Origin of the sequence: Bacillus sp. JJ1127, assembly GCF_036965845.1 — a bacterium.
GTDB lineage: Bacteria > Bacillota > Bacilli > Bacillales > Bacillaceae_G > Bacillus_A.
In genome coordinates this window covers 1-1,067 of the sequence record NZ_JBALQK010000342.1, presented here as the reverse complement: position 1 = coordinate 1,067, position 1,067 = coordinate 1, and the positions used below count along the sequence as shown (strand labels likewise).

Sequence of the window (1,067 nt, the reverse complement as noted above, 5' to 3'; positions counted from 1 at the left end):
GACAGTTTGTCAATCTAAGTGCGACAGTTCCTCCTGAAACGCTTCGTGGGCAGTTTTCCAACCTAAACATTTTCTTGGTCTTCGATTAATAAGAAGTAGTGCTTGATTCAATTGTTTTTGTGAAACAAGGCTCAAATCTGTTTTTTTCGGATAAAACTCACGTAATAGGCCATTTGCGTTTTCGTTACTTCCACGTTGCCAGGAAGAATACGGATCGGCAAAGAACACCGCTATTTTCAGGTTGTTTTCCACTCGTTGATAACACGAAAATTCTTTTCCTCTATCAACAGTAGCTGTTTGAAATGCAGTGGTTGAATACATGGCAGCGATTTGTTTGATGGCGAATTCCATAGATTCTGCTGTTCGGTCTGGGATGACAATCGCTTGGTAATACCGTGTTTTTCGTTCCACAAACGTCGCGAAACAACCCTTACTTTTTCCGCGGCTCGAGACGATTGTATCTAATTCCCAGTGTCCGAATGTCTCTCGTTTTCTAACTTCAGATGGCCGCTTTTGAATAGACGTCCCGACATTGAATCGTCCGCGTGTCTCTTTTGGTTTTTGACGTTTCCCTTTCTGTCTTAATAAAGACAGGTCCTGTTTGAATAGTTTCCCTTGATATAACCAGTTATAGATTGTTTTGAAGGAAACCTTCCCTTTCAAATAACCATGCTGGATTTGTTCTGGGGACCAAGTAACTTCTAATTTTTCTTGAATTTTTTTCGCAAGTTCTCTGGACCATTTACCGATAGGTTTACAATTTTTTCTTCGCTGGATATATTTTCTATGTGCTTGTTCACTGTGGTACGTACTGTTTTCTTGGGAATTTCTTTTTAACTCTCGTGCGATAGAAGAATGATGACGCTTCAAAGTCGCACCAATTTTTCTTGTGGAATACCCTAATTTATAAAGTGATTCTAGTTGTCCACGCTCAAACATGGTAAAATGTGAATAGCTCATACTCGTCCTCCGTGTGAAAAGTTGTGTGGTAACTTCTATTTTACACGAAGCGAGGTGGGCTTTTTTTGTCTTTTCTTTAGGTGTCGCACTTAATAATACAATTCGTC

At 39.7% G+C, this 1,067-nt stretch carries 1 protein-coding gene; it reads right to left on the bottom strand.

Features of this window, described 5'->3' with window-relative positions; all coding sequences use genetic code 11:
• Window positions 1-9: 9 nt before the first annotated feature.
• Window positions 10-960, bottom strand: coding sequence for an IS30 family transposase (locus V7183_RS24035; protein WP_335361083.1), 951 nt, complete (start codon window positions 958-960; stop codon window positions 10-12).
• Window positions 961-1,067: the final 107 nt, after the last annotated feature.

What these genes read in the sequence shown, in the direction of transcription:
- V7183_RS24035 (WP_335361083.1), bottom strand. Translation starts at nt 960, where the DNA reads ATGAGCTATTCACATTTTACCATGTTTGAGCGTGGACAACTAGAATCA.